The following is a 20,714-nucleotide window of genomic DNA, read 5'->3' on the forward strand; positions in this document are numbered from 1 at the left end:
GACGCTTACTTGATCTTGGGGCTGTCCTGCTTGTCGGTGCGGTTCCTGGGGTGTTTGTTCGGCCGGTAGCAGGGGCCGTTCATGATGGCCTGGTGGCTGGTGTTGATGAGCCGGTCGAGGAGGGACTCGGCGACGACGGGATTGGGGAAGAGGGGATGCCAGTCGCTGGGTGCCCGATTGCTGGTGATGATCAGGGAGCGTTTCTGCCGCTCGGAGACGAGTTCGTAGAGGTCATCGGCCTGGGTCGCGTTGAGCTGGCGCATGGCGAAGTCGTCGAGGATGAGGACGTCGGGACGTACCAGTTCGCGGGTCCGTTTCTCCCAGGTGCGGTCCGCGTGGCCGCCTGCGAGGTCCGCCAGGATGCGGCTTGTCTTGGCGAACCGGACCTGGGCGCCCTGACGGACGGCCAGATGACCGAGGGCCTGGGCGATATGCGTCTTGGGAGGCGACGGTCTCCCGGCGGGTGATCTCGTCCTGGCAGAGGACCTGGAGGAAGGGTGCCGTCGGCCGGTGTGCGGGTTGATCGACTGCCCGAGGAAGCCAGGAGGATTCGGATAGAAAATCACATAACGCTCAAACCTTCCCAAGATGGTGAAGAGATTGATTTTCAGCATGGGTTGGCGCATTGGATCTGCCTCAGGTGCACTGGTCGCCGCGGCCTGCCCAGCAGCCCGGGTTGCAAGCCGTCCAGAACTCGATCCATGCCGGTCGGACCGGTCATAAGTTCATGCCATGACGACCGTCGACGACATGGGCTACGTGTTCCGCACTGCCCGGCCTGAGGACACCGAGGCCATCGAGGCACTCGACGGGTCCTTCACCACCCACACCATCTTCCAGGTGGCCATCACCGAGAATGGGTTCACCCTCCAGGAAATCCTGGTGGACCCGCCCATCCACAAGGTCTTCCCAGCCGACAACACCGACGACGCCGATGCCCCGGTAGCCGAGGGGGATCCGAACAGCCGCACCTTCGTCGCCGTCGGCACCGACGGCAGTCTGGCAGGCTTCGCCACTGCCTCCTACGCTTCGTGGAACCGACGGCTGGCCATCGAGGACATCGAAGTCGCTCCGGCACATCGGGGTCGGGGCGTCGGCCGCGCCCTGATCGGCCACGCCGTCAAATTCGCCAGTGAGTCCGGTGCCGGCCACATCTGGCTGGAAGTCACCAACATCAACGTCCCGGCGATCCACGCCTACCAGCGGATGGGATTCACCTTCTGCGGCCTGGACGCGACGCTCTACGACGGCACACCCTCATCGGGCGAACAAGCCCTCTACATGAGCATGCCCTGTCCTTGAGCAGCCTGCCGACGGCTCACAGCAAAGGCCCGTACGTCGCCCACGCGACCGTCATCCCCCTGGGGAAACGTGATCGTGAGGGTGGGGAATTATCTGATGCCGAAACACTTCACGTGGGGAATTCCATGACCGTCGACAACGTCCGGCTCTCTCAAGCTTGCAGCTGGGGACCGCCGTCCAACAACCGGTCGTTTCATCAACGATCATCCTTACTCCGCCACCGAGCGAAGTTCTTGCGGGCGGTCAGGGTGTCGGGGTGGTCAGGGCCCAGCGCCCGCACCGTGTCTGCCAGCAGCTCCTCGAACGCGGCCACGGCGCCGGCCGCGGATGACCGGACTCACATCGGTCAAGGGGCCCCGCAGCAATGTGAAAGAGCCGGAGCAGAAGGTGAGCGCCGACAAGAAATGCGTGCCGCAGACCCCGCTCGAGGGCTTCGACGTCACCGTCGAGCGGGTCTTCCACAACGACGGCAAGGAAGTGCGACGGGAGCCGTTCCGCACCCACTACACCCACGTGACGAGATCACCTGCGAAACGCCCCGGTGATCCGAGAGTGGCCGGCCTGACCCCCGGCGGTGAAGCTGCTCTCCGCCAATGTCGGCAGGCCCCGCCCCACCCCTTGGAAGGCTCTCAGCGCGACAGGCCTCGACAAGCGACCCGTCGACGGCCCGGTCGCCGTCATCGCCCCCCGGCCCCAAGGGCACCGGCGCGGTCGGTCTCGTCGGAGACCGGGTCTACGACGTGAAGCACCACTGCGGTTCTCCGACCAGGCCGCCCGTCCACGGCAGCCGGCGACTTCGTCGACGTCAGGTGAGGGTGCCGGACCTGGCTGCAGTTTGCCCGATACGCCCGGTAGAAGACTGGCTGTTCCGACGGCCGCCAATTGCTCGGAGTGAGGCGACGGCTGCGGTCGACGTTGCTCTCGCATACGATAGTCCATGTATAGGGCAAAGAGGCAGTCATGGCTGAGAAACCGATCAAACCGTCCGTATCGGATGTGACCTCGTCAGGACCCGAGAAGGCCAGCGTCGGAATTCACGGCATCACCGAGTCCGCGCGGTATTCCATGGCCGAAATGGGGCCGAAGCGGAGTCTGCAGACGCTGTTGAAGGTGAACCACGTCGACGGTTTCGACTGTCCGAGCTGTGCGTGGGGCGACCCCGATCCCGACCACCGGAAGATCGCGGAGTTCTGCGAGAACGGCGCGAAGGCCGTCGCGTGGGAGGCCACGCGCAAACGCGTCGACGCGGCGTTCTTCGCCGAGCACTCCGTCGCTGACCTGCGGGAGCGGGACGGTCACTGGCTGGAGTCGCAGGGCCGGCTGGCCCAGCCGATGCACCTCGCCCCCGGCGCGACGCACTACGCGCCCATCTCGTGGGAGGACGCGCTCGCGCTCACCGCCGATCGCCTGCTCGGCCTCGCCGATCCGAACCGTGCCGTCTTCTACACCAGCGGCCGGACGAGCAACGAGGCCGCCTTCCTCTACCAGTTGCTGGCGCGCAGGCTCGGCACGAACAATCTGCCCGACTGCTCGAACATGTGCCACGAGTCGAGCGGCGAGGCCCTGAGCGCGACCATCGGCGTCGGAAAAGGTCTCATCACGATCTCCGACATCACCGATTACGCGGACTTGATCATCATCGTGGGCCAGAATCCCGGCACCTGCCACCCCCGCATGCTCAGCGCGCTCGAACAGGCCAAGCGGCGCGGCGCCCGCATCGTCGCAGTCAACCCGCTCCCCGAAGCCGGGTTCGGCCGCTACCACAACCCACAGACCGCGCGCGGCCTGGTCGGCCCGGGCACGCAGCTCGCCGACCGCTGGCTCCCGGTGCGCATCAACGGCGATCTGGCCCTTTTCGCGGGCCTGAACCGTACCCTGGTCGACCGGGAGGACTCCCAGCCGGGCTCCGTGCTCGACCACCACTTCATCGACCGGTACTGCGACGGCTTCGAAGCGGCCGCAACGGCATGGCGCGCCCTGGACTGGTCGCAGATCGAGACGATGGCCGGCCTGCCCCGCCGCCTGATCGAGGACTGCGCGGCCGACGTGCTCGCCGCGGACAGCGTCATCGTCTGCTGGGCGATGGGCCTCACCCAGCACCGCAACGCCGTGGCAACCATCCGCGAGATCGTCAACTTCCTCCTGTTGCGCGGCAATATCGGGCGCCCCGGTGCCGGGCCCGCCCCGATCCGCGGGCACAGCAACGTCCAGGGCGACCGCAGCATGGGCATCTGGGAGAGGATGCCGCAACCGTTCCTGGACAGGATCCGCGACGAGTTCGGGTTCGATCCGCCCCGTGCCCACGGCCTGGACACCGTCGGCTCGATCAAGGCCATGCGCGACGGTGAGGTCGACGTGTTCATGGGCCTCGGCGGCAACTTCGCCGCGGCCACGCCGGACACGCAGGTCACGGAGACCGCGCTGGCCAACTGCGCCCTCACCGTCCACGTCGCGACCAAGCTGAACCGGTCCCATCTGTGCCACGGCACCGAGGCGTTGCTTCTGCCCTGCCTCGGCCGCACCGAGCGCGACCGGCAGGTCTCCGGCGAGCAGTTCGTGACGGTCGAGGACACGATGGCCATGGTGCACTCGTCGCACGGACGGCTCCTTCCGGGATCACCGCACCTGCGCAGCGAGGTCGCGATCATCGCCGACCTCGGGCACGCTCTCTTCGGCGACGACCTCGGCTGGCGCGGCATGCGCGACGACTACGCCGTGATCCGCCGCCACATCGAGCATGTCTGCCCCGGATTCCACGCATACGAGGAGCGCGTCCGACAGCCCGGCGGCTTCATGCTCCCCCGGGCACCGCGCGACTCCCGCACCTTTCCCACGTCGACCGGCAAGGCGCAGTTCACGGTCAACCCACCGACCGCGCCCGAAGTTCCGCCGGGACACCTGCTGCTGACGACGGTACGGTCGCACGACCAGTTCAACACCACCGTCTACGGCCTCGACGACCGTTACCGCGGCATCAAGGGAGGACGGCGGGTCGTCTTCCTCAACCGGAAGGACCTCCGCGACCTCCACCTCCACGACGGCGACCTGGTCGATCTGATCAGCGTCAACCCGGACGGTGAACGCCGCGCCCCCGGCTTCCGCGCCGTCCGCTATCCGACGCCGCGCGGCTGCGCCGCCGCCTACTACCCGGAGACAAACGTGCTGGTCGCCCTGGACTCCACGGCCGACACCAGTAACACGCCGGTGACCAAATCCATCGTGATCCGCATCGAACCCTCCGGCGGGGGAGCTTCGGTGTGACGGTCAGGTCAGAGGCGGGACTCACCCTGCTGTGAGGTCGGGGCCTCGGTCCCGCGGCCCGGATCCGGAGACCTTGCCCTTGGTGGAGGTCTTCGCGGCCGCCAACGACCGGGGGGCCTCACCGAAGGCTCTCAGCCCGGCGAAGTTCCACGTTCCATGACTGCCGTGGCGTCAGCGGGCATTCGTCTCCGGATTCGTCGCGGACCCGGCTCTCGCCCGGGCCCTGTGCGCGCGGGCCGCCGAGGCCGGGCTGGTCGTACGGGGAGGCTGGAGGCAACCTCGACTGGTCCGCCGCCTCCTTACGCGCTGGCCGCAACATCCGCAGGCTGTGCTCGCGTCACCGGCAGGCCGCCCCGCCGGACGTCGACGGCGACCTGGTCGACTACGGCGAGATCATCTCCCGCTTCCCGCAGGCCTACCCGGCCTGAACTGCTGCGCAGGTCGCTGGACCGGCTCGCCGACGGCTGCGAGTCGATCACCCGGTACCTCGGGGGGTGCAACGAGTACTGGAACGAAGAGAACAAGAAGGTGTTCGGGGCTCCCTAGCAAGGCGGAAGCGGCATCGGCCTGGAGGTCCTGGAGGTCCTGGAGGTCCGCGCCTGGTACCGGCCGGTCCTCCAGGCCGGCGATCCCCGGCCGCTGAAGGAATTCGCGCACTGGGATGCCGAGCAAGAGCGGCTGACCGCGAGCAAGATCACCTCCACCTCCACGGACACCCAGCTGGAGGCCTGGGCCGAACTCGAGGAGGAGAACGCCGCGCGCCACGGCTGGCGCCTGCTGCGCAGGAGGCCGCCTACCAGTACCGGGCGCAGCTGTCCGACCGGCCTGGGACCTCCTGGCGGTGGTCAGCGCCGACATCGCCGGCATGGAAGACGCCGACGTCCCGTGCCCCGACAAGCAACTGGAGCCAGCGCGCGCCGAGCGCACGAACCGGTCGCAGCGGCAATCAGCTGGGGCCGGACCGACAGCGAAGTCGCCATCCGCGCCCGGGTGCCCCGGCGGTCGGTACGCCAGCTCCGCGACGGCGCCGACGCCACAGCAGCCGGAAGCCAGCAGCAGTAGAGCGTGTCCGGGACTGCCGTCAACAGCCCCGGACACCGGACCATCATCTACCCGGAGCCCCGCCTCGTGCGGGGCTCCGGCCGTTGCCCGGCTCGCGCGGACGCGTGCGGGCGAACTCCGGCTCTTTCCCCACGGGCAGCAATCATCCTTCCCTACGCTGGCTGCACGCCCTGCGACCGAGCCGCGCTACGGGAGTCTCGCCTGGTTCGCCTGAGACCCTGGTCACAGCGGCGGAGGCTCCTCTTGAGTGGACCGGCGGGCGTTCACTCAACCTGGGCAGACATTGGGTTCCCCCCAGAGCCGCACCGTGCGGCTACCGTGGAGGCATGCCCAAGGAGATCCGCATCGAAGTCGATGACGAGCAGTACGCCCAGCTGGAGCGCGAGGCGACCAGCTGCATGAGGATCCCGATACGTACGCCGGTCGCGTCCTGACGCAGGGGCTGCACAAAGCGCGGTTCCTCGAGGGCTGCGCCGAGTTTCTGGCCGTGCCCGGGATGCGCGAGGAGTTCGCCCGGCGGTTCGGCCCGCGCCCGGGCCCAGCGCAACCGCAGCCTGAGGCGGACCGCTCGCAGTGGACCTGCCTATTGATCTTCCGTGGCTGCTGGAGCTTGCCCGCACGCAGCTGGGGGACCGGACGTGACGGACTGGGGATCGATCGAGGCCGCCCGTGCCCGACACTGCTTCCGTGTGATGGACGGTCTCGTCTACGACCAGCCCCACCACCGGGCCACCCCATTGTTCCACTCGTTGTGCCGCCTGCAGGCGCTGGAGCACCTGGAGACCGCGCGCGTCAGAGACGGGTGTGGCACCGTTTGACGTGGGGCCGGGTCCGTCCCTCCCCCCCCCGTGGTGCCGGACCCGGCCTCATTGTGTGTCGTCTGTGCCGGTGTCCCGGCCCGCACTCGGGTGGGGAGGCCGGGGGGAGGACCTGCCGCAGCTCGGCGTACAGGCGCAGCCGTACGCCAGGCTGGCCCGGCTCAGCCACATGTGCTTGACACGCCGACGTTCTCTTCAGGCTCGGGATTCACCCGACCGAAGGAAATGTCAGTGCCGGCATCTACCGTCAAAGGCATGACCCCTTCGCCGAACTCCCGTGACAGCGCATGGGTTTTGGAGGCCATCATCCGGACAGCGCCGGCCGCCGATCCCCGCTGGCAAGAACAGCTGGACAGGCTCCGCCCGGTCGCAACGTACGACCGAGAGACCCAGACCTGGCATGCGCGCCTCGGCGCGCTGGACCTGGCGGGCATGCGAGTGCTGCAGACCCTCTTCGACGCCGCGCACATCCATGGCACCGAGGTGCGCCTCGCGCCCGTGCCCGTCCCGGCGTACTGGAATGGCCCCACCTTCACGAAGGACCCGGAAGTGGCCTCCCTTGTGGAGGCGCAGGCCGACCCGGGGCGGCCGCTCGGCCAGCTGCCTCTCGCCTGAGTAGCCCGCGGAGGACGAGGACTTCCTGTCCGGTGTCGGCGCTGGAGGCGGCGAGCGCAGGAGTGCCTACCAACGCCCGCGACTGTCGCGCTTATGTCGCACGGCGAGAGCGGCGGGATAGAGCACGTGGTGCCCATAGCGAGCATGGGCGCGATCGGCGACGGCCTCGATAGCGAGGGGCTTGTCGTCCTGCATGTCGAGGGTGAGCTGTCGCGTGGCCCGGCCGGGCGAAGCGCATCGGCGCGCAGTGCGATGCTGCGCACTCGGGCGCGCTGGAGGCCGAGCGATTCGTAGACCGCGTAGGCTGCGCGGGCCAGGAGCACGGTGTGCTGAGTCGCTTCGGGCAGGGCACGGCTGCGGCGGGTTGAGCTGTGGTCGGCGTAGCGGATGGTGCAGGTCAAGCCGCTGGCGATGTGGTCGGCGTTGCGCAGGCGGGCACCGAGGTCGTCTGCGAGGGCGAGCAGGGCGCGCCGGTGCTCGGCCGGGTCGAGCTCGTCGCGGACAAAGCGGTGCTCGGTGCTGATGCTCGCCGGGGTCGGGGTGGGGTCGACGACCTGGGTGTCGCGGCCCCGCGCATGTTTGTGGAGGGCGCGGCCGGCCCGGGCCCCGAGCAGACGTTGCAGCGTGAGCTGGGGACTTCGACGACGTCGCCGACGGTGTGCAGGCCGTACTCGCCGAGCGTCATGGCCGTCTTCGCCCCCACGCCGGGCAACTCCCGGGCCGGGCGCGGGGACAGAAAGGCGGCGATCGCCTCGGGGGAGTCGTCGACGATGGTGCGCTGCCCGGGCGGGGTCAGTGCGCAGGCCATCGCAGCGAGCATCCGGTTGGGTGCGCAACCCGCCGAGCTGCGCAGGCCGAAGTGGGCGAGCACGCGCAACTGGACCAACTCGGTCAGCCCGCGGGCATCCCGCTTCCAGTACGGAATCGCCCCGGTGATGTCGAGGGCTGCACTGTCCGGCTCGATCATCTGCACGCGCGGCGTGATGTTCTCCAGCAGGTGGCGCAGCCGCTCGGGAAGGTCGGCATCCGGATCGGGCTGGAGGTCGAGGCGGAGGTGGAGGATGTAGCGGCCTCGCATGGTGATCACCCGGCGCTTCCCGGGTTCACCAGACGCCTCAAACTGTCTCGCCACCGCGTCGCGGGAAGGGCTTTGACGGCAGACGCTGGATGCAGAGCAATCTCGCGCAGGCACCTCGTCACGCACCCATCTCCAGGGGTTGAGGTAGTCCCCCCTCCCAATAGCATCATATCGAACATGATTCGAACGGTGTGGCTCCGACCAGATGCGATTGCCTAGACCCGGCCGCCACGGCGGCTCGCAAAGGCCACGAAGGTCTCGCGTTCCGACTGCTCAGGACCCTCGGAAGGGTCAGCTTGTCGCGCTCGTCGGCTTCGTTGTCGCTTGACCGAAGCGAGTGCGGTGTTCACGGATTTCGTCGTGATGGGCCGAGGCCCAGTCGATCAGGGAACCGACGATGTCGAGGAGGCTGATGCCGAGGGGCGTGAGGGCGTACTCAACGCGCGGCGGGACCTCGGCGTATGCGGTTCGGGTGACCAGGCCGTCCTGGACGAGCTGTCGCAGGGTGAGGGTGAGCATGCGCTGGGAGATGCCTGGCACCGTGTTTTGCAGATCGGAGTAGCGGCGCACCCCGCGTTGCAGGGTGGCGATCACGAGCAGTGTCCACTTGTCGCCGACGCGGTCGAGGATCTCGCGGATGAAGCCGGACTGCCCTGCCGGGATACGAGCGCAGGGCCCCGCCGGCATCGTGGTCCCGGGTACAGCAGCGGTGTCCATAGCGCACATGCCCTTTCGGTACAGACACGAATGTGCCTTTTGTAGAGGTCTCCATACTGTCGCATGATGGCGCTGCGCACAAAAGATAAGTATCGGAGGCGCCTTCATGTCCTATCTGCTGCACATCGATTCCTCCTCCCGGGGCGCCGATTCCGTGTCCCGGCAGGTCGCCCGGTCGTTTCGGGATTCCTGGCGGGGGCCGGTCGTCCACCGTGACCTCGAAGCCGCACCGGTGCCCCACCTCAGTGCCGCCGTCATCACTGCCCACCGCACGGACAAGGCCGAACGCACCGCGGAGCAGGCCGCGATCGCGGCGGTCCAGGAGGAACTGATTGAGGAGTTCCTCGGTGCGAGCGCCTACCTGTTCACGGTGCCGATGTACAACTACTCGATGCCCTCCGTGTTCAAGGCATGGCTGGACCAGATCATGGTCGTGGGCGTCACGATGGCCCTTCCCGACAGCCCGCCGGCCGCCGGCCGCCCGGCCCTGGTGATCTCCGCCCGCGGCGGCGGCTACGGCCCCGGCACCCCCAACCACGGCATGGACCACGTGGTACCCGCACTGGAAACCGTCCTGGGCCATCGGCTGACGCTGGGCCTCGACGTGAACATCCTGACGCCCGAGCTCACCCTCGCCCCCGTCGTTCCCTACATGTCCGAGTTCATACCGCTGCACGAGGCGTCCCTGGCGGACTCCCATGAGCAGGCCCGCAAGCTGGCCGACGCCTTCCAGGCCGCCCTGTAGCGGCCGAAAGGGTCGCCTTCGCCGCACCCGGTGCTGAGCTCCCTCGGCCGTCCTGTCCGTTTCGACGCACGGCTGCGGAACCAGAGCGTCGCGAAGGCCCGGCTGCGCTGGCGGGACGGAACCCGCCGTCACAGGCCGATGCGGTCTCCTGCTCCTCCAGCAGGTCGCCGACACCTGTCCTTCGGCCGCGTGACCGTACGGACCCAACCCGCACCCCGCCGCTGGCCGTCTCCGTGGCCCACACCAACCCGGGGACACGGCTTGCACAGAAATGAGGCTCCCATGACCACGTCAACCTCGCTCGAGTCATCGGCACCAGACACCGGCTCCCCTCTGATCATCGAGTTGTGGACCGATCTGGGCTGCCCCTGGTGCTACATCGGCAAGCACCGGCTCGAGCAGGCCATCGCCACCACAGTCCCAGCTGGCCAGGTACGGGTCGTTCTCCGTTCCTTCGAGCTGGACCCGGACATGGCCGCAACACCGGTATCGGTCCCCGAGGTGTTCGTCGCCAAGCACGGTGGCACGGCCGAGCACGCCCGCCGGATGGAAGCGCAGATGGCCGAACTGGCCCAGGCCGAGGGCCTGCCGTACAGCGTGGACCGCCCGGCCGCGAATTCCTTCGACGTCCACCGGGTTCTGCATCTCGCCCGCGCTCATGGGGTGGCCGCACCGCTGTTCGCGACGCTGCAGCGTGGCTACTTCGCCGGCGAGGTCAACCCGTTCGACGACGAGGTACTGGTCCAGGTCGCCGCCGACGCAGGAGTTCCGGCGCAGGAGACCCGCGCGACGTTGTCCGGGGACGCCTACGCACAGGCCGTTCGCGACGAACGGGCCGAGGGCGCGGCGCTCGGCATCACGGGCGTGCCGTTCGCGGTCTTCAACGGCACCCACGCCGTTGCCGGCGCCACCAGCGTCGAGGGCTACGCAACCGCCATCACGCAAGCCTTCGGAGTGTCGGCATGAGCGCACCCACGCATCACACCGAGCCGGCCGACGACGACACCCTCGAGGCGACCGGCGACGGCGACTCCCACGACACACCGTCACCCACCCTCACGCTCATCAGCGCCCCGGAAGGCGCGTTCTGCGACGCCCAAGGCCACTGCACCGAGTGAAGGAAGGAATATGACCTTGTCCAGCACCGATAAGCCGTTACTCCTGCGTCCCGCCGACCCGGACGCACCGGTCGAGATCGACGAAACCAAGCTCAATCACCGGCTGATCGAGATCGAGGAGGCCCTCGTCGCCGCGATCGCTCCCGTCTTCCGCGAGAAGAAGATCACCCACGCCGAGTACGAACTGTTCCGGGACGTCATCCGGGTGCTCCAGCGGTCCAACGCCGTCGAGGGATTCCTGGATGTCTGGCTGGACCGCCTCACCGACGAGACCACGGCCGACGGTTGGGAGGGCACACCCTCCAACCCCGAGGGCCCCTACTACGTCCCGGGAGCACCGCTGCTGAAATCCATTGGGCCCGGCGCCTGCTACGTCTTGCCCATGCGCTCCGACGAGCCCGGTGTCCCGCTGATCGTCAGCGGACAGGTGCGCGCCATGGACGGCAAACCCCTGGCCATGGCAGAACTCGACACCTGGCAGTGCGCCGACACGGGCGTCTACTCGATGCTCGGCATGGACGACCAGCCCGACTGGAATCTCCGCGGCAGGTTCCACACCGACCAAGAAGGTCGCTTTGAGTTCCGCACCATCAGGCCGGTCCCGTACATGCCCGCCGACATCCAGCAGATCATCCTCGACTTCTACGACGCCCTCGGCAAGGCCCACTACAGGCCGCGCCACATCCACCTCAAGGTGCGTCACGAAGACATCGCCGCTGACGGCCAGTTCATGACGCAGCTGTACTTCCAGGGCGACCCCTACCTCCAGGCCGACCCCGGACAGAACGCCCACACCCGGCTGGCCATGCCCACCGTCACCAACCATGAACCGGCGGAGCTGAAGGCCCGAGGCCTCCAGGGCCACGACTTCTTTCACACCGCCCACTTCGACCTCACCATCGCCACCGCGACAACTGTCCCTCGGCGTGCGGCGCAGCAAGCTGTGCCGCCCACGCGGTCGTGAGGACGCCCCCATGGCTCTCAAAAACAGCGTTTGGAGTGCAGAGATGAACCCTGCCCTGTGGGACAGCCCCGTAGAGGTGAACCCATGCGCATAACTGTCTTCGGCAGTACCGGCCCGACGGGCCTGCTCCTGATCGAGCAGGCCCTGGCCGAGGGCCACGAGGTCGTCGCCTACGCCCGCACACCCGCCAAGCTGCCCTCCCACCAGAGGCTCACCGGGGTCCAGGGACAGCTCGACGACGCCCGGGCCATCGGCGAGGCGGTACGCGGCAGCGACGCCGTGCTCAGCCTGCTCGGGCCGAAGCCCAAGTCCGACATCCCACCCTTGATCAGCGGCTACCGCCACATCGTCGCCGCGATGAGCGAGCACGGCGTCGAACGGCTCATCGCGATGGGCACACCCAGCATCACTGACCCGGCAGACGGCAAGGACTTCAAGGTCGGGCTCATGGTCACGGGCATCCGGACGTTCCTGCCGCCCGCCTATCGCGCCATCGTGACCATCGGCGACATCGTGCGGGAGTCGGGACTGAAGTGGACCATCGTCCGGTTCCCGTGGCTCACCAACCGCCCCCGAACCGCCTCGGTCAACGTCCGCAATGTCGGCGACAAAGGCGGACTCAGCCTCTCCCGGGCCAACGCGGCCGCGTACTTCCTCGAACAGCTCACCGACGCCTCCCAGATCGGCCGCGCGCCGTTCGTCACCGACGCGTAGGGAGGTGTGGTTGTCAGGTGCGCAGCGCCTTGATTGCGCGCCGTTCGTCCATGGCCTTGTATCGCGCTGGATGTGCTGCCCGGTGGCGGTTGTGTCCGTCCGCGGTCGCCCGGTCAGGCGTCGGGCGCGGCGGGGCGCGAGGGCGGTTCCGCGTCGCTGATGTGGGCGGCGAGGTTGGTTTCGAGGCGTTCGAGGACGGCGAGGGTCCCGCCGCGTTCGGCGTCGGTGAGGTCGCCGGCGGCGTAGTCCTCGAGGCGGGCCCAGAGGTCTTCGACCTGTTGGCGCAGGGCCTGGCTGGCGGCGGTGGGTTCGACCAGGACGGAGCGCTTGTCGCTGGTCGAGCGCACGCGGCGCACGAAGCCGGCCTTCTCCAGGCGCTGGATGGTGCGGGTCATGGTGGCGGCGTCGGCGTCGACGTGCCGGGCCAGGTCGGTCTGGCGCATCCGGCCGCGGTCCCACAGCTGCATCATGACCAGCTCCTGGGCCGGGTGCAGACCGACCTCGCGCAGCAGCTGGCCGGCGAGCATGCGGTGCAGGCGGGCCACTCGGAAGATTGCATGGCTGATCGGTCCGCGGCGTGCGGCCTTGGGGAGTTCCCCGGCCTCGGGGACCTGGGGCATTGCCTCGGATTCCATGGTGCTTCCTTCTGCCTTTTCCCGTGCGGCCGTCCTTGACGGGGCCGACCGCGGCAGCCGGCGCTGGGGCCGACTGCCGCGGGCAGGCCCTCGGGTCCGCATCCTGAGAGCAGGGTAGGTGCTGCTCAGGCGCGGCCGGCCCGAGTCCGTGGCCGAGCCGTCAGGCGCGGGCTTCCCCCAGGGTGGGGTAGTCGGTGAAGCCCTCCTCGTCGCCGCCGTAGAAGGTGGCGGGGTCGGGGGTGTTGAACGGGCCGCTCTGGGCCAGGCGGGCGGGCAGGTCGGGGTTGGCGAGGAAGAGGCGGCCGTAGGCGAGCAGGTCGGCTGTGCCGTTCTCGACGAGTTCCAGTTCGGCCGGTCCGGTGGGCTCCTGGCCGGTGAAGGGGTTGAGGATGAAGGTCGTCGGCCATGCCTTGCGCAGCCGGAGGGTCAGGTCACGGATGCCGGGGGCCTCCATCTGGTGCAGGTAGGCGAGGTTCAACGGGGCGAGGGCCTCGACCAGCGCGCTGTAGGTGGCCTCGGTGTCGGCGGCGTCGGACTCGTCGATGTCGTTGAAGCCGTTGCCCGGGGAGATGCGGAAGCCGACCTTGTCGGCGCCGATGGCCTCGGCGACGGCCTTGGAGGTCTCCACGGCGAAGCGGATGCGATTCTCGGGGCTGCCGCCCCATGCGTCGGTGCGCTGGTTGCTGTTCGGGGCGAGGAACTGGTGGATGAGGTACCCGTTGGCGCCATGCAGCTCGACGCCGTCGAAGCCGGCCTCGACGGCATTGCGGGCGGCGGCCGCGAAGTCGGCGATGGTGGCGCGGACCTCGGCGTCGGTCAGTTCGTGCGGGGTGACGAAGTCCTGGGGGCCTTCGTGGGTGTACACCTGTCCGGCGGCCGCGACGGCGGAGGGGCCGACGGGCTGCAGGCCCGTCAGCGCGGGGTGTCCGACCCGTCCGGTGTGCATGATCTGCAGGTAGATCACGCTGCCCTGGGCATGCACCGTGTCGGTCACGTGGCGCCAGGCAGCGACCTGTTCGGCGGTGTGGATGCCGGGGGTGTCGGGGTAGCCCTGGCCGACCCTGGAGGGTTGGACGCCCTCGGTGACGATCAGCCCGGCGGAGGCGCGCTGCGCGTAGTAGTCGGCCATCAGCGGCATGGGGCTCTGGCCGGGGCCGTAGGCGCGGCTGCGGGTCATCGGCGCCATAACCAGGCGGTTGGCCAGGCGCTTGCCGCCCAGCTCGTAGGGCTCGAAGGCCTTCGACATCGTCATCTCTATTCGGGAAGGGAACGAGTGTTCTACGGACGCGTGGCGTCCTAACGGATTTACTTGTTCGAACAAGCATTGCCTGTACAGCCTTCCCTCATGCGCGCGTGAGCTGCGTCACGCGCTACCAGGCCGTAGTTACATGAGGCTGTTTGGCGCGCGGCGGCCTATGGCGAGGGGATCTCAAGGTCGATCAGGCCATTACCTGTCCGGACAATATCTGAGCGTAGCCCGCGTAGGCTCGCCTGCGACATGGGTCCTGCGCGGGACCGGCGGCGGCTCAGCTGTGCAGCCCCTGGAGCACCACTTCCAGGTAGCGTCGGCCGGACGCCAGGCGTGTCTGCTGGTCGTCGGCGTGGACGTTGGCGGCGAAGGCGATCCCGCACATGAGCGGCAGCAGGTCGTCCCAGGTGACCACGTCGCGTACCGCACCAGCCGCCGAAGTCCGCTCGAGCAATTGGCCGGCGAGTGAGTCCAGCATGGCCGTCAGTTCCTCAGTGCGGGGCAGGACGCGGCGCGGCGCTGCGCGCACGGCGGTGAGTGAGGGGTCGGTCAGCTGTGCTTCCAAGGTGACGTGGAGGAAGCCAGTCAGAGCCTTCCAGGGGTCTTCTTCCGTCAGTGCCCGTTGCGCGTGGGTGATCAGCGCTTCCAGGCCCGGAGTCGCCACGGTCTCCATCAGTGCTTCCGGCGTCGGGAAGTGCCGGTAGACGGTGGCCACCCCCACGCCTGCGAGACGGGCGACGTCGTTGAGCTGCAGCGGGAGGTCGTCGTCGACGAGTTGCCGGGCCACGTCGACGATGCGCTGCCGGTTGTGGGCGGCGTCCCTACGCATCGGTGCATTGGTCATGTGCACAGCTTAAGCGGATGACTCATCCGGTTATGTTAGCGTGAAGTGGATACATCATCCGCTTGTTGTGGTCCCGTGCCACGAGGAGGAAGCACCGTGTCGTTCACCGTCACCGACGTGCCGGACCTGCCCGCTGGGTTCATCGATACGTTCACTAGCCGCACCGTCAAGACCACCGAGCTGACCCTGCACGCCGTGGTCAGCGGTGACGGGCCGCCGCTGCTGCTCCTGCCCGGCTGGCCCCAGTTCTGGTACAGCTGGCGTCTGGTCATGCCAGCTTTGGCCGAGCACTTCACCGTCATCGCCCCCGATCTGCGCGGCATGGGCGCCAGCGACAAGCCAGCCACCGGCTACGACGCCGCTACGCTCGCCGACGACATGGCCGCGCTGATGACCGCCCTGGGCCACGACCGCTTCGCCGTCGTCGGCTACGACCTCGGCATGCTGGTCGGCTACGCGCTCGCCGCGAGCTACCGTGACCGCGTCACCCGCCTTGTCGTCAGCGAGGCCATTCTCCCCGGTCTCTCGCCGTCCCCGCCGCTGCTGTCGGACCCGGCGACCAACGAGATGCTGTGGCACTTCGCCTTCAACCGCCTCGCGGACATCAACGAGCGCATGGTCGCCGGCCGTGAGGAGATCTACTTCGGCCACACCTTCGCATCCAAGACGGCCGCCCCCGGCGCCATCCCGCAGCACGCCATCGACGTTTACGTCGACTCGCTGCGCGATCCGGCCGCACTGCGGGCCAGTTTCGAGTACTACCGGACCCTCGACACATCGGCCGAGCACGTCCTGCGCTGGCGCGATGAGGGGCCGCTGACCATCCCGGTCCTGGCTATAGGCGGCCAGTACAGCACCGGCACCATGCCGGAGGAAACCATGCGGCTGGTGGCCCCGGACGTCACCGGGCTGGTCATCCCCGGTGCCGGGCACTTCCTGCCCGAAGAGGCGCCGGAGGAGGTCAGCCGGGCGCTGCTGGACTTCCTGCGCTGACCGACGGGCCCGCCGCCACGACGAGAGGCCGCCGGTGCTCGGCCCCGCACCACGCGGCGGAGATGCCGCGCCCAGGTAGGGGCCGCGAGGACGTCCCTGTCATCGGCAGTGGGGCAGGAGCTGGGCCGCGGACCGTTGCCGCGGCCTCGGGCGTCGCGGTGAGGGAGTCGGTCGCAGCCATCAACTCAACCCAGTGAGGAGTGAGATGCAGACAGCAGCACCAAAAGTGCGCTGCATGAGCATCACCGGACGGATACCGCCTCCGTGGCCGACCGCCCCGGCGGCGGTCCCCACGGTCGAGAACGGGGGGCATGCATGAGTGCCGACGTCATCGTGTCGGGCGCGGGGCCCGTCGGGCTGCTGACCGCCGCGCTCCTGGACTCAGCTGGGGTGAAGGTGGAGGTCCTCGAGCGGCTCACCGAGCGCAGCGGGAACTCCCGTGCCGCCGTCCTGCATCCCCGCACGCTGGAGATCCTGACGACGGTGCGGGCCGGGGACGGCCGCACACTCACCGACGTTCTGCTGTCGCACGGCCGCGCGGTGCCCCGGACGCACTTCGGCATGCTGCCGCAGCTGCTGGACTACTCCGTGCTGGACACCCCTTACCCCCACATCCTGCAGATCACCCAGGCCACCACCGAACGGGTCCTCGCCTCGCTCGTTGAAGCGCGTGGCATCCCGGTGCACTACGGCCAGGAGGTCACCGGATTCGAGCAGGACGACACCGGCGTGCGCGTGCATGCAGGCGGCACCGTCCACGCGGCCCGGTACCTGGTCGGAGCCGACGGCGCGTGGAGCCAGGTCCGGCAGCAGGCCGGCATCAAGTTCCCCGGCACGCCCGGCAACACGGTGTCCTACCTTGCGGACGTCCACCTGGATGCGGCTCCACAAAACGCGACCCACGTCTGGGATCCGGTGGACGGCTGGGTCGCTGTCGTGCCGCTCTTCGACGGCATCCACCGCGTGTTCGGCGTTCTGGCCGAGGACACCGGCCTGGCGCCCGAGCAGGTCGCCGCCCGGCGGAGCCAGCCGCTCACCCTCGATGACCTGCGCGGCATCCTCAACCGTGTCACCGGCACCGACTACGGGCTGCGCAACGCGGTGTGGATCTCCACGGCCGGCAACACCACCCGCCACGCCACCCAGTACCGGGCCGGCCGTGTCTTCGTGGCCGGTGATGCCGCGCACGTGCACTTCCCGGCGGGCGGTCAAGGAGTCAACGTCGGCATGCAGGACGCTGTCAACCTCGCATGGAAGCTTGCGGCCGAGGTCAAGGGCTGGGCCACACCTCTGATCACCGGCGGCGCGGCTTCCTACGACCGTGAACGCCGCCCGGTGGCCGTGTCTCTCGCGCAGAACACGCAGGCCCAGACCGCGTTGATGACCACGTTCACCCCCCAAGGCGCGGCCCTGCGCGAGCTGATGAGCACGCTGCTCGCCCGCCCGGAGACCAACGCACATCTGGCCGGACTGCTGTCGGGGCTCAGCGCTTCCTACGACGCCCCCGATGGAGGTCATCCGCTGGACGGGCATCGCGCGCCGGACCTGGGCCTGCCAGACGGGGACACCTTGCTGCGCCGGCTGCGCGTCAACCGTTTCCTGCTGCTGGACTTCACCCCGGCCGTGGAGCTGGCCGCACTGGGCTCACCGCTGGTGGAGGTGATCCCGGCCGCGCCCTGGTCCGAGTTGGCGGCCGCGCTGGTACGGCCCGACGGATACATCGCCCGCGCGTGGACGAGGGCGGAGCCCGAACAGGTCAGAGCGGCACTTACCGACTGGGGGGCGCTGTGACCGCAGCCTCAGGCCTACCGTGCCGGAGGCGAAGGGGCCTCGCGCCGGTCACCTGGCCGGGGACTCCTCCGTCTACTGAAGCCGTCATAGGCGAAAACCGGTTTGGTCACCGCAGTCGTCATCGGACGCCAGCGGTGTCGCGGTCCGTGACCGGACCGGGTCGCCGGCGAGGTCCGTCCCCGAGCTCCACCGCACGGCGTTGTGCTTGAACGTCGATCGGTGGGTCGACGGACCCAGCCCGAAGTGCGGGAGCCCCTGCTGTTAGGGGTACTGACAGGGACCCCCACCGGCTGTGCCGTCTTTCTACGCTGGATTCCATGGACAACCGGGCCGAAGTCAGCGCATTCCTCAAGTCCCGCCGTGACAGGATCACGCCCGAACAGGTGGGTCTGCCGGTGTACGGGCACCGCCGGGTGCCCGGGCTGCGCCGGGGTGAGGTCGCGATGCTCGCCGGGGTGAGCGTGGAGTACTACACGCGCATGGAGCGAGGTGATCTCGGCGGAGTCTCCGAGAGCGTCCTGGACGCCCTCGCGCAGGCCCTGAAGCTGGACGACACCGAACGGGACCATCTCTACGCCCTGGCGCGCGCAGCACACGTGACCCCGGCCAGGGCCCGACGCCGACCGAAGAAGGCGAGCGTGCGACCCAGCGTGCTGCGCATCATCGAGGGCCTGCAGGATCAGCCGGCGTATCTCCGCAACAACCGGATGGACATCCTGGCCGCCAATGCACTCGCCCGCATCCTGCACAGCGACGTGTTCGAGATGGAACAGCCGAACACCTGCCGTTTCTGCTTCCTCGACCCCCGCGCCCCGCGGCTCTACGTCGATTGGGAACGCGTGGCCCGCGACGCGGTGGGGGTGCTGCGCCTCGAGGTCGCCAAGAATCCCTACGACCGTGAGCTGTCCAACCTGATCGGTGAGCTGTCCACCCGCAGTGACGCCTTCCGTACCATGTGGGGTGCGCACAACGTGCATTCCTTCACCAGGGGATCCAAGCGGTTTCACCATCCGGCGGTGGGCGAGATGGAACTCGTTCACGAAAGTCTTGACCTGCCCGGTGACGAGGGGTTGTCCATCACCGTCTACAGCGCCGAGCCCGGCACCCCGGCGGCGGACACCCTGAAGCTGCTGGCCAGTTGGGCGGCAAGCGAGGGCCGGGACGCTGCCGCTTCCCGGACTGACTCCGAGCACTGACACCCCAGCAGACGGCCCCCGTGCCGGCGCCACCGCTGCGGCGTGCGGCCCGCTGCACCACGCACAGCGCTCAACATGCCGCCAGGGGCAGTCATCGGCCCGCCCGCATCGTGTGCCGCGGACGGATACCCCGCATCAGCGTGTACTCACTGACGATCTCGGCGTGAGGGGGTCACTGCTGTTACCCCTCACAAGCGTGACTCCCTGAGCTGCTCACCGGCTGGTTTCGTGGATTGCGGCGGGCCTGAAGGGGCCCGCCCCGCACCACTCTCGGCGCGTATGACGCTTGCCGGCCCGCCTTCGATGACCGGGGCCCCGCGCCACCTCAGGAAAGGATCGTCAGTGAGCTCCCCCTCGTCCACGAAGCCGGATACCTCGGCCGCCGCCCCGCTCGCGGCCGACAACAGCACGTCCGTGCCTGCCGGGAAGGCCAAGCTGCCGTCCGTGGTGTGGCTGATGGGCGGCATCACCTTCATCATGGGCACCAGCGAATTTGTCGTCTCCGGCCTTCTGCCGCAGATAGCCGCCGCCCTGAACGTCAGCGTCTCCAGCGCCGGGATGCTGATCACCGTCTTCGCCATCGGCATGACGATCGGCGCTCCCCTGATGGCGATCGCGACCCAGCGCCTGCCCCGCCGCTCGGCCCTCATCGCCGCGCTGCTGGTCTTCGCCGCCGGGCACGTCCTCAGCGCACTCAGCCCCAACCTGACCCTCGCGATCGTCGGCCGGATCGCCGCCGCACTGGGCCACGGCACCTTCTGGGCCGTGGGCGCCGTCATCGCCACCGCCGCGGCCGGCCCCGCCGCCAGCACCCGCGCCACGGGCGTGATGGTCGGCGGCATCACGCTCGCCAACATCATCGGCGTCCCCCTCGGTACAGCAGCCGGCCAACTGGGCGGCTGGCAGACTCCCTACTGGGTGCTCGCCGCACTGTCTGTGGCCGCCGCCGCCGTGATCGCCCGCCGCATCCCGGCCGACACCACACGTACCGACACCTCCCTGCGCGCCGAGGCGGCCGCGCTCAAGCAGCCCCGGCTGTGGCTGGTCTACCTGTCCATCGCCCTGCTCCAGGCCGGCATCATGGGCGCCTACAGCTACATTGCCCCCCTGCTGACCGACCGCGCCCACCTGGCGAGCTCGGCGGTGCCGCTGGCGATGCTCGGCTTCGGCATCGGCGCCCTGTCCGGCACCACGGTCGGCGGCCGCCTCGGCGACCGGCGGCCCTACGGCACGCTCATCCCGACCGCCGCCCTGACCGCTGCCGCTCTGGGAGCGATCACCCTGTGGGCGACCAACAGCGTCGTGGCCATAGTCCTGATCCTCCTGCTTGGCGCCGCCGGCTTCGCCGGCAACCCCATCGTGGTCAGCCAGGTCGTCAAGATCGCCGGACAGGGCCGGTCCCTGCCCGTAGCCCTGGCCACCTCCGCGTTCCAGATCGGCATCGCCACCGGCTCCTGGCTCGGCGGCATCGCCCTGAACTCCAGCCTGGACCTGAAGGGCCCCTCCCTAACCGGCTTCGCCTTCGCCCTGGCGGCCCTGCTGCCCCTCGGCCTGCTGGTTGCCTCGCAGCGCACAGCGCAATCGGCGCAGAGCTGACACCGCACTAGAGGCC

The 20,714-nt window shown here is 68.9% G+C and carries 19 protein-coding genes and 3 pseudogenes; 14 read left to right on the forward strand and 8 right to left on the reverse strand.

The genetic code is table 11. The annotated features are described in order from the left end of the window. Nucleotides 1–5: 5 nt before the first annotated feature. Nucleotides 6–614, reverse strand: a complete 609-nt coding sequence (locus SCNRRL3882_RS40085; RefSeq protein ID WP_078602978.1) for an ATP-binding protein — start codon at nucleotides 612–614, stop codon at nucleotides 6–8. 118 nt (nucleotides 615–732) lie between these two features. On the opposite strand from SCNRRL3882_RS40085, the gene SCNRRL3882_RS40090 reads away from it, so the two are divergent. The 4 genes and pseudogenes from SCNRRL3882_RS40090 (at nucleotide 733) to SCNRRL3882_RS40105 (ending at nucleotide 4,563) form a co-directional block, all read left to right on the forward strand. Then, on the forward strand, nucleotides 733–1,302 hold the full coding sequence (locus SCNRRL3882_RS40090; RefSeq protein WP_010047409.1) for a GNAT family N-acetyltransferase: 570 nt from the start codon (nucleotides 733–735) through the stop codon (nucleotides 1,300–1,302). 336 nt (nucleotides 1,303–1,638) lie between these two features. Next, nucleotides 1,639–1,847: pseudogene (locus tag SCNRRL3882_RS42140) on the forward strand (hypothetical protein); the annotation flags it as partial. Nucleotides 1,848–1,876: 29 nt separating this feature from the next. Next, nucleotides 1,877–2,063, forward strand: a pseudogene (locus SCNRRL3882_RS42145) (MOSC domain-containing protein); the annotation flags it as partial. Between the two features lie 199 nt (nucleotides 2,064–2,262). Next, entirely contained in the window at nucleotides 2,263–4,563 is a 2,301-nt protein-coding gene (locus tag SCNRRL3882_RS40105) for an FdhF/YdeP family oxidoreductase (RefSeq protein WP_010047412.1), read from the forward strand. 1,854 nt (nucleotides 4,564–6,417) lie between these two features. On the opposite strand, the gene SCNRRL3882_RS42335 is transcribed toward SCNRRL3882_RS40105, so the two are convergent. Further along, nucleotides 6,418–6,651: a DUF6207 family protein gene (locus tag SCNRRL3882_RS42335; protein ID WP_324604472.1), complete on the reverse strand. Its 234-nt coding sequence runs from the start codon at nucleotides 6,649–6,651 to the stop codon at nucleotides 6,418–6,420. A 47-nt stretch (nucleotides 6,652–6,698) separates the two neighbouring features. Between SCNRRL3882_RS42335 and SCNRRL3882_RS40115 the strand changes: the two genes are divergently transcribed. Next, the gene (locus tag SCNRRL3882_RS40115; RefSeq protein ID WP_029181702.1) at nucleotides 6,699–7,058 is read left to right on the forward strand and encodes a hypothetical protein; all 360 of its coding nucleotides are present in this window, start codon (nucleotides 6,699–6,701) and stop codon (nucleotides 7,056–7,058) included. Between the two features lie 272 nt (nucleotides 7,059–7,330). Here the strand turns inward: SCNRRL3882_RS40115 and SCNRRL3882_RS42720 are convergent. The 3 genes and pseudogenes from SCNRRL3882_RS42720 to SCNRRL3882_RS40125 form a co-directional block, all read right to left on the reverse strand. Further along, nucleotides 7,331–7,528, reverse strand: a pseudogene (locus SCNRRL3882_RS42720) (hypothetical protein); the annotation flags it as partial. After that, nucleotides 7,456–8,136, reverse strand: a complete 681-nt coding sequence (locus tag SCNRRL3882_RS40120; protein WP_418952390.1) for a hypothetical protein — start codon at nucleotides 8,134–8,136, stop codon at nucleotides 7,456–7,458. The pseudogene SCNRRL3882_RS42720 and the gene SCNRRL3882_RS40120, both read right to left, overlap by 73 nt. 291 nt (nucleotides 8,137–8,427) lie before the next feature. After that, on the reverse strand, nucleotides 8,428–8,823 hold the full coding sequence (locus SCNRRL3882_RS40125; RefSeq protein ID WP_231911209.1) for a winged helix-turn-helix transcriptional regulator: 396 nt from the start codon (nucleotides 8,821–8,823) through the stop codon (nucleotides 8,428–8,430). Between the two features lie 136 nt (nucleotides 8,824–8,959). On the opposite strand from SCNRRL3882_RS40125, the gene SCNRRL3882_RS40130 reads away from it, so the two are divergent. The 5 genes from SCNRRL3882_RS40130 (at nucleotide 8,960) to SCNRRL3882_RS40145 (ending at nucleotide 12,394) form a co-directional block, all read left to right on the forward strand. After that, nucleotides 8,960–9,598 carry an FMN-dependent NADH-azoreductase gene (locus tag SCNRRL3882_RS40130; protein WP_010047416.1) on the forward strand — a complete coding sequence of 213 codons (639 nt, stop codon included), beginning with the start codon at nucleotides 8,960–8,962 and terminating at the stop codon, nucleotides 9,596–9,598. Between the two features lie 282 nt (nucleotides 9,599–9,880). After that, nucleotides 9,881–10,564, forward strand: coding sequence for a DsbA family oxidoreductase (locus tag SCNRRL3882_RS40135; RefSeq protein ID WP_010047419.1), 684 nt, complete (start codon nucleotides 9,881–9,883; stop codon nucleotides 10,562–10,564). After that, complete coding sequence (locus SCNRRL3882_RS40960) at nucleotides 10,561–10,716, forward strand: hypothetical protein (RefSeq protein ID WP_158688472.1); 156 nt, start codon at nucleotides 10,561–10,563, stop codon at nucleotides 10,714–10,716. Before SCNRRL3882_RS40135 ends, SCNRRL3882_RS40960 begins: the two co-directional genes overlap by 4 nt. 16 nt (nucleotides 10,717–10,732) lie before the next feature. Beyond that, nucleotides 10,733–11,680, forward strand: coding sequence for a hypothetical protein (locus SCNRRL3882_RS40140; protein ID WP_158688473.1), 948 nt, complete (start codon nucleotides 10,733–10,735; stop codon nucleotides 11,678–11,680). A gap of 84 nt (nucleotides 11,681–11,764) precedes the next feature. Further along, on the forward strand, nucleotides 11,765–12,394 hold the full coding sequence (locus SCNRRL3882_RS40145; RefSeq protein WP_010047424.1) for an NAD(P)-dependent oxidoreductase: 630 nt from the start codon (nucleotides 11,765–11,767) through the stop codon (nucleotides 12,392–12,394). 113 nt (nucleotides 12,395–12,507) lie between these two features. Here the strand turns inward: SCNRRL3882_RS40145 and SCNRRL3882_RS40150 are convergent, their stop codons facing one another. The 3 genes from SCNRRL3882_RS40150 to SCNRRL3882_RS40160 form a co-directional block, all read right to left on the reverse strand. After that, a complete protein-coding gene (locus tag SCNRRL3882_RS40150) occupies nucleotides 12,508–13,029 on the reverse strand; it encodes a MarR family winged helix-turn-helix transcriptional regulator (RefSeq protein ID WP_029181706.1) in 522 nt (173 codons plus the stop codon). A 160-nt stretch (nucleotides 13,030–13,189) separates the two neighbouring features. Then, complete coding sequence (locus SCNRRL3882_RS40155) at nucleotides 13,190–14,275, reverse strand: alkene reductase (RefSeq protein WP_010047430.1); 1,086 nt, start codon at nucleotides 14,273–14,275, stop codon at nucleotides 13,190–13,192. 280 nt (nucleotides 14,276–14,555) lie between these two features. Next, nucleotides 14,556–15,122: a TetR/AcrR family transcriptional regulator gene (locus tag SCNRRL3882_RS40160; protein WP_029181707.1), complete on the reverse strand. Its 567-nt coding sequence runs from the start codon at nucleotides 15,120–15,122 to the stop codon at nucleotides 14,556–14,558. A 96-nt stretch (nucleotides 15,123–15,218) separates the two neighbouring features. Here SCNRRL3882_RS40160 and SCNRRL3882_RS40165 point away from each other — a divergent pair, with 96 nt between their 5' ends. From SCNRRL3882_RS40165 to SCNRRL3882_RS40180, 4 genes are all read left to right on the forward strand, one after another. Continuing rightward, a complete protein-coding gene (locus tag SCNRRL3882_RS40165) occupies nucleotides 15,219–16,115 on the forward strand; it encodes an alpha/beta fold hydrolase (protein ID WP_010047434.1) in 897 nt (298 codons plus the stop codon). Between the two features lie 315 nt (nucleotides 16,116–16,430). After that, nucleotides 16,431–17,906 (forward strand): FAD-dependent monooxygenase, encoded by a 1,476-nt coding sequence (locus SCNRRL3882_RS40170; protein WP_010047436.1) that lies wholly within the window; start codon nucleotides 16,431–16,433, stop codon nucleotides 17,904–17,906. A gap of 317 nt (nucleotides 17,907–18,223) precedes the next feature. Next, complete coding sequence (locus SCNRRL3882_RS40175; RefSeq protein ID WP_010047438.1) at nucleotides 18,224–19,102, forward strand: helix-turn-helix transcriptional regulator; 879 nt, start codon at nucleotides 18,224–18,226, stop codon at nucleotides 19,100–19,102. 342 nt (nucleotides 19,103–19,444) lie between these two features. After that, on the forward strand, nucleotides 19,445–20,698 hold the full coding sequence (locus SCNRRL3882_RS40180; RefSeq protein WP_010047440.1) for an MFS transporter: 1,254 nt from the start codon (nucleotides 19,445–19,447) through the stop codon (nucleotides 20,696–20,698). The last annotated feature ends 16 nt before the right edge of the window (nucleotides 20,699–20,714 follow it).

The organism is Streptomyces chartreusis NRRL 3882 (assembly GCF_900236475.1).
Taxonomy (GTDB): Bacteria; Actinomycetota; Actinomycetes; order Streptomycetales; family Streptomycetaceae; genus Streptomyces; species Streptomyces chartreusis_D.